This is a genomic window from Dapis hubbardiae BLCC-M172 (assembly GCF_050016015.1).
Taxonomy (GTDB): Bacteria; Cyanobacteriota; Cyanobacteriia; order Cyanobacteriales; family Microcoleaceae; genus Trichodesmium.
The window spans coordinates 30,656-38,813 of the sequence record NZ_JBNHEQ010000006.1 but is presented as its reverse complement, the minus strand read 5'-3'; the positions used below and the strand labels follow the sequence as shown (position 1 = coordinate 38,813).

The window sequence follows — 8,158 nt, the reverse complement described above, 5'->3', positions numbered from 1 at the left end:
GTATTCTAATTCGATAAACATTCACTTGTTCTGGTAAAGAGCGGGTATTGGCAATAACTATCTCAATCAACTGTTCCATGGCCTCAAAATCACCACATAAAGCAGCTAATTCCGTCCCCAACTCATAGAATTCTAAAGTCATTTCATATTGCCTAGACCAAGCATTTTCTCCTAGTAATGATAATCCAATCCTCACATATTCCCTACCTGCCTGATAAGCAGTAGCATTTCTAGCTTTTCTACAAGCTATCAGATTAAACTTTGCTATTTCATCTCGTTCTGTTTGTGCTGTAATTAAAGATATTCCATAATTTAATTGACTAACTAGCTCAAAAATCTTTTCTTCTCTTGCTTCTAGAGAGAATTTTTGCAGTAGTAGTTGTCCTATATTGTAATGAAATATGGCTTTTTCCTTGTTGGGAATTAAAGCATAAGCTGCTTGTTGCACCCTATCGTGCAAAAAATGATAACCTACCGAAACATCTCTAATTTCCCTCTCCTGGTTTTGCTCTCCCATAAAAAACTTATAAACTTCACTCTCCGGAATAATAAACCCCTCCCGCAACCCCTGCCATAAATCTGTTGCCACCTCCCCTGGCGTTTTTTTCCGCACGATCACCAAGGTTGCTAAATCAAATTTGTTGCCAATACAGGCAGCTAGTTTCATCACATCCCGCGTTGTCTCTGGCAGTTTCTGCAACCTTTCTACCATAAACTCTACTACATCATCAGTCAGTGCTAATTGACGCACTTGTGTCAGATCGCATTGCCAATATCCTACCTTGGCATTAAATCTAATCCAGCCATCCTCATATAACCCCTGCAAAAATTGGGTGATAAAAAATGGATTTCCTTTAGTCTTTTGATACACTAACTGTGCTAATGGTGTAGCAATTTCCACAGAACACATCAATGTATCCGCCACTAAACAAGTAATATTTACTTCATCTAAAGGAGCTAGAGTTAGAGTCTTTATGTCTGCTCCCTGTTTCTGAATTTCATCTAAAATCAACATTAATGGATGGGCAGGAAATACTTCATTATCCCGATATGCTCCCAACACCAGCAGATATTCTGCTTTGCGATCGCTCATCAAGAGTTTCAGCAGATTTAACGAAGCAGAGTCTGCCCACTGTAAGTCATCTAGAAAAACCACTAAGGGATGTTCTTGCTTAGTAAAAACTTCTACAAATTTACTGAAAAGCAAATTGAAGCGGTTTTGTGCTGCACTACCCGATAATTCCGGAACTGGTGGTTGTTCCCCAATAATTCTTTCTAGTTCTGGAATTACATCAATAATTACTTGTCCGTTTTCCCCCAATACTTCTAATATGTTAGCTTTCCATTTGACTAATTCGGCATCTGATTCACTTAGTAATTGAGCCATCAACTCTCGAAATGCTTGGGTGAAAGCACTAAAGGGAATATTGCGGTTGAACTGGTCATATTTTCCTTTGATAAAATAACCTCTTTGTCTGACTATCGGTTTATGTACTTCATTCACTATAGCTGTTTTGCCGATGCCAGAAAACCCCGCCACGAGAATCATTTCTGTCGTTCCACTTGCCACATTCTCGAACGCATTGAGTAAACTTTGTACTTCTTTTTCCCTGCCATAGAGTTTTTCTGGTATGAGGAAGTGATGACATACATCTCGTTCCCCAAGCTCAACCTCGGTTATTTTTCCTGTTGCATTTAACTGTTTTCTACATTTTTCTAAGTCATATTTTAATCCCCAAGCATTTTGATAACGGTCTTCGGCATTTTTCGCCATTAATTTTAACACTATTGTCTGCAAAACTTGAGGAATTTCTCTACTTTCAATTATGGGAAATTTTACTGGTTGAGCAATATGACAATGTACTAATTCTACTGAATCTTTGGTGTTAAATGGTAACTCACCTGTGAGTAGTTGAAAAAATGTTGCTCCTAGGGAATACAAATCTGTCCGATAATCAATTCCTCGGTTCATGCGACCTGTTTGTTCGGGGGAAATATAGGCAAGAGTTCCTTCTAATACATTGGGATTTTTTAGTATGGGATTTTCTCTAGTTAATCTTGTAGAAATGCCAAAGTCAATAATTTTTAATTGTTTAGTTTTGGGGTTGTAAATTATATTAGCTGGATTAATATCTTTGTGGATAATATTTTCGGCGTGAATTTGTCCTAAATTAGTAGTAATTTTAATAGCAATATCAAGAAAATCTGCTAAGTCAAATTGATATTTTTTTTGAATTATATTTAATGATTCTCCACCAAAATCTTCTAAAATAATGATTTGATATTGTTCTAAACTATAAGCTTTAATTACACCCTCTAGGTTCAGATTACGAGTTAGTTCGTATTCTTGTTTGTAACGGGTGATTTGGGATAAGGTGGGATAATCTGCTTTGAGAACTTTGAGAATAACTCTTTGAGCATCCTCTTCCCTGATAGCGCGATACACTTCTGAATTCATACTTTCATGGATTTGATCTAATACTAGATAACCAGGTAGCAGAACCATGTTTATTTTGGCAAATTTTGTAGTTTTAGAGATACTAAATTATATCATATTTGCTTTTCTGAGTGAGGTACAAAATTCATTTGTTTCAGGAAATAGGTCATTTCAGTTAGCCTCATAAGGTCGTAACTTCGTTAACAGTTATCAGTAATACCAATTCCCATGCATTAATGCTATACTTGATTAAGACTTCAGTTATTAAGTAATTACCTTGGGAAAATTACCTTTTTGCTGATTTGAGATAATTTAATCTTTTATTATCCTTATTTTTACTTCTCCCGTACGGACGTTGCACAGGCAAAAATGCGTTTTCCGTTCCGGAATGCTGCGCAGCAAAACGTCCCTACACTCCCCTACTCTGAAATAGATAAAGTTTTTGAGAAATGGTATAACCTCTGGCTGTTTGCCCAGTATGACAAACGGAAACCCAGAGGCTTGAAATAATCAACTTTTATCTTTTCATCCCCTTAAAAGAGTAGGCTTTGAACCTCTTTTTTTGGTAATAGGCAATAGGAAATAAAAAATACAAGGGTACTTCGCTCTTACTGAGAAATAGTATGTATATAATTATGCAAATTTTATAATTAATACTAGGTAAGCATTTCCTGCGGAATGCTTACAATACTAGGTATGAGAAATTGTGGCTACAAATAGGGAAATTTAATTATTATAATTACTACCATATCTGAAAATAATTCCTACAAATCCCTTTTGTTTGTTGCCTATAAGCTTGATTTTGTAGTATTATTATTTTTTAATTGGTATAAATTGTAGGAAATAAATCATTTTTATCAATTGTAAGTAGGATTGAGGACTAAAATCAAGAATTATTTACTACTTTTTTTTGCTTGTATTAAATCCGTTTCCTGCAATCTACAACTATCAGTAATATCTATAATTATCTGGCGGATTTGATATAATCTTATTTCCTAATAATTAGCGGTCAAAAAAGTATTTTCCCTCTCAATACTATCAATACTAATTCCACCCCTAACTGACAATAAGTTAATAACTGATAGCTATTAGTTGACGGCTGAATTATTACCAACTATTAACAAGAAGAGGTAATTATTAATTATTAATAATAAGAGGTATAGCAATCCTAAATAGGTTGCGATAAATTAAAAAGTAAATAAAAAATTTGAAACTCTTACCTGTTGCCTGTTGCCAGATGAGCTGTTGCCTAAAAAGCAGTAATATTTTTGCCACGAATCAAATAGAATTGCTATAATTAATAATTATTAATTATTAATTATTAATTGTTTCCTATATCCAATTTAACTCCATTAAAAAATTAGCAATTCTTTGAGATGCACCTGATTTTCCCATTCTCCGAAAACCATTTTGAGTAATTAACTGTCGTTGGTCTGAGTTATCTAACAAAGACTTAACTACACCAGCAACTTCTCTAGGATGTTTGACCACAATTAAAGAAATTCCTAAAAGGCGACTTTGAGCTTCCGCAAAAGCAGATGTAAACTGAGGACCATTGCCAGGAATAGCGATCGCTGGTTTCCCTAAACCAACAAATTGTTCCGTAGCAGTACCCGCCATAGCAATAGCTAAATCTCCCCGATGTACAAATTCTGCAAAAGCTTGTTGATTTAAAATTATACTTGCATTTCTATTCGGAGAAATCAATTTTAAAGGAAAATGAATACTCCCTTCTCCAGAAAAAAAGGTGGGTTGAGGATTATCCGTTGGCATTTGTAAAATACTACTTTGAGTCTGAGTCTTAATTTCTCGTTCAGCTCGCCAATGATAAGATTTGAGCAATGTACTAAAAGGTTCCAAATCTAAATTAGGAGCGATCGCTCCTAGGAACAAAAACTTTTGTTGTGGGAAAGTTTCCAACAACCCTGTAACTGCCTGAATAATAATTTCCCAATTTGCATAAGCTTCTGGAGAACGAGACCCTGGTAACAAAGTAATTGTTATTTGACCTTGCATCCCTAACATCTGAGCATCAGAACGATATATTGCCTGCAGATCGCTCTCCAACTCTACACCATCCATCATTGGGTTTCCCACATAATAAGCTCGAATAGACTTTTTCCTTAACATTTCTGTTGTTAACTCATCTCTAGCAAGTACCGCTCTACATTTCCCCCTACTCATTAACCAACGTTCCCAGGGAAAATAAACCGATCCTGACCAAAGTAAGAAATTTTCTACCCAAGACTTGACAGGAAGTTGCTCAGTTTCATCTCGAATGAGATATTCTGATTTAGCAGTTCCTAAAAAAGCATAAGGCGCTCCACTTAACCAAGCAAATAATAAAGGGACAATATCCCCAACTGCCAAAATAACTACTTGATGACCTAACTTAGTTTCATAACTTATCCAATATCTTAATGCTTTTAGTTGAGCAAAAGTAACTCTCAATAAACCACCTTTGACATCTCGCCATAACTGTTTTCCATCCATATAGATAAAGCCACCAGAAGGCATTCTTTGTTGGGGGCCAATAATTGAGAGGCTAGCTATTTTGCTATAAGCTTGTCCTTCTCCCACTATTGGTAAGGCAGCAAGACTAGGAGGAAGAGGATATTTTTCGAGTTGTTCTAAAATTTGAACTGCGATCGCATCTTCTCCGTGACCATTACTCAGGCAAAGTATTTTTAAGGTCATTTATTTCAAGGGAATAGGGAATAGGGAATAGGGAATAGGGAATGGGGAACAAGTAGTAGAAGTTAAGATGCAATTTAGCCTATTTATTTTTATAGGAGTTGCCATTACTGTGAGAATACTTTCAAATATAGTCACAGCAAGAATTTAACTTCTGACTTCTGAGTTATGACTTTTGACTTCGGCTATATAGCTAAACTCCTGAATACTAAATTGACTTATTAAATAGGATAAAGAGAGATTGGGGAAGAAAAATGAAAATATCACCAAACCTACAAGGGGGCAAATATACCTTAGAACAAGAACTAGGAAGGGGTGGTTTTGGCATTACTATCAAAGCTACTCATAATTATTTAGGACAACCAGTCGTTATTAAGACTCTCAATGAGTCTCTAACTCAACATCCTAATTTTGCAGAATTTCAACATAAATTTCAGGATGAGGCTAAAAGACTTGCTTTATGTGTCCATCCTAATATTGTCCGAGTTAGTGATTTTTTTGTGGAAAATGGTCAACCTTACATGGTAATGGACTATATTCCCGGTCAGACTTTAGCAGAAGTTGTATTTGGTGGCCAACCTCTACCAGAAGCGATCGCTGTGAATTATATTCGTCAGATAGGGAATGCTTTGATGGTAGTAAATCAAAATAATTTGCTCCACCGAGATATTAAACCCCAAAATATTATGTTGCGTCAGGATACTGAGGAGGTAATTTTAATTGACTTTGGTATTGCGCGAGAGTTTATTGCTGGTAAAACTCAGATTCACACTAATTTGGTTTCAGATGGTTATGCCCCACCAGAACAGTATTTTGCTCAAGGAAAACGCACAGCAGCAACAGATGTATATGGTTTAGCTGCTACTCTCTATACATTATTAACTGGACAACTGCCAGTAGCAGCAACCACGAGAGTACAACAGGAAATGCCTAGTCCGCGTGAGTTACAACCTCAACTTAGCGCTGCTGTTAATCAAGCAGTGCTTCAGGGTATGGCTTTAGATATTCAACACCGACCTCAAACTGTGGATGAATGGTTAAAACTTTTATCAGATTCTCTTACCAATAATTCAACTATACAGGTAATACCTAACCATCCAGCTCAGAAATTGGGAAATGGAAAAGTTGCTAATGTAAATCTTCCTGCTACACAAAGACCTCCAGAAGTTTTGATGTGGGGAGGACTCGGAGCGATCGCTACTCTAATGTTAGGAGCATTAGCAGCAATAGTGCTTAACTCTCAGAATTCTTCTACTCCTCCCATTGCTCAACCTACTCAACCTACTCAACTTACTCAACCTTCTCCCACCGTAAAACCATCAGATATTGCCCAAACTCCCAGTCCAATACCAACACCAGTAACTACACCTACCCCATCTCCAAAACCTAGCAATACCCCACAACCAACTTTTACTCCTACCCCTGCCCCCACACCTACCCCATCTCCTATCCCCCCGAAGGTCAAACCAACTCCTACACCTGCTCCATCTCCTGTGGTAAAACCTACACCTACACCACCAAAAGTTAAACCAAGTCCTACACCTGCTCCATCTCCTGAAGATTCAGTTTCCAAAACACTTCTGGACTTAGTATTACCAGATAATATTCCTTCCGATCCTATTGATAATTCTACTATTATGGATCTGCCAATTATTCGTGGTTTACCTCCAGGCACATTAGAAAGTAAGGTAATAGAATTATTAGGAAAACCTACAAAAGTTGAAGAGCGTGGGTATTGGCCTAATACCAGGGCTGTGATTTATGATTTACTTCCTAATCAAATTACTCTAGGCTATATATATGATCGAGATTCTCGTCGCTTACGACAAACTGAGTTGTCTGTAGCAGATACTATAGATAACCGAATGGTGAGAGTAGCTTTTACTAATATGTTGAATCTGAGGATTACTCCAGACATTCAACAAGGACTACAAGATGTACGCAATGGTAAAATGAGTCGCTACGAGTTTAAAACAGGTAATTTGGAAGGTCTAATTGAGCGTAGTAAAGATAATCGTGTCTATATTGGTGTTTGGGAAGATGATTTACATTAGTCAGGGAATAGGGAATAGGGAATAGGGAATAGGGAATAGGGAATAGGGGGATAAAATTGTTGATTTCAGTTCTGGAATTGATTTAATTAAAATTTTGGCAAGAGGTCTATTAAACAGGTAATAGGGAAAAAATTGACTTCTAAATTCTAAATTAGAAATTGACTTGTCATAGTTAAAATAATTATGTATTATATAAGAATAACCACACGGGGCATTAACGGTTTCGACAGGGTGGTGAAATCTGCTTTGTGATGCAGGTCGAGAGTGAGTCTTCTCTCGGAAATCCTGGGCTCAAAAAATAATAAGTGCAAACAACATTGTACCTTTTGCTCGTAAGCAAGTAGCTGTAGCTTAATTGCGAAAACACCTCTTATAGGTTCGAGCGTCTGTGATTTGACTCCGTTAAGGATTACAGACTTAACCCCAACGGATGCACTAGCAAAGTGCCTCTGGTCTCCTGCTAGTTAAGACTTCACCAGAGCATCCCGCCATCCGGGATAATGGATGGTCCCAGCTCTGAGGGTTAAAAAGAGCTAAACCTGTGAATGAGTGAAGGGTGAATAGCCATTTTGGACATGGGTTCGACTCCCATATGCTCCATTAAGTATAACTATCTCAAAGCCGTTTTCTGCTTTTTTAGCAGATAGCGGTTTTTTGTAGGTTTTATATTAATTAATACAGTTCAGTATTTCCTTATTTTCTTTTATTAATCCCCCCATCTCCCGATCTCCCCATCCCCCCATCCCCCCATCTCTGCAAAAATAAAAGCCCCTTAGTCAACATTGACGAAGGGACAAATAACTATCAGGGTGCATCTACTAAACGTAGTATAACACCAGTGATGGGTAAAACCCATCGGCTTACTGTTTGTAAAATAATATAGTAAATAGAAAAAATATAAGTTTAATTAAACTAAGCTCCAATAGATAAAAAAAGTCCCTTGGCCAAAATTGGCTAAGGGACTATGACTATC

3 protein-coding genes and 1 other RNA gene are annotated in these 8,158 nt (G+C 36.9%); 2 read left to right on the top strand and 2 right to left on the bottom strand.

All coding sequences use genetic code 11. The features are described from left to right. Positions 1-2,506 (bottom strand): ATP-binding protein (locus ACP6PK_RS00565; protein ID WP_426556859.1); only part of this gene is annotated, 2,506 nt, incomplete at its 3' end. A 1,263-nt stretch (positions 2,507-3,769) separates the two neighbouring features. Next, positions 3,770-5,134 carry a lipid-A-disaccharide synthase-related protein gene (locus ACP6PK_RS00560; RefSeq protein ID WP_426556857.1) on the bottom strand — a complete coding sequence of 455 codons (1,365 nt, stop codon included), beginning with the start codon at positions 5,132-5,134 and terminating at the stop codon, positions 3,770-3,772. 251 nt (positions 5,135-5,385) lie between these two features. On the opposite strand from ACP6PK_RS00560, the gene ACP6PK_RS00555 reads away from it, so the two are divergent. Together ACP6PK_RS00555 and ssrA are read left to right on the top strand one after the other, a co-directional pair. Further along, entirely contained in the window at positions 5,386-7,185 is a 1,800-nt protein-coding gene (locus ACP6PK_RS00555; RefSeq protein WP_426556855.1) for a serine/threonine protein kinase, read from the top strand. Between the two features lie 208 nt (positions 7,186-7,393). Further along, positions 7,394-7,788, top strand: a transfer-messenger RNA (tmRNA) gene (gene ssrA, locus ACP6PK_RS00550). The last annotated feature ends 370 nt before the right edge of the window (positions 7,789-8,158 follow it).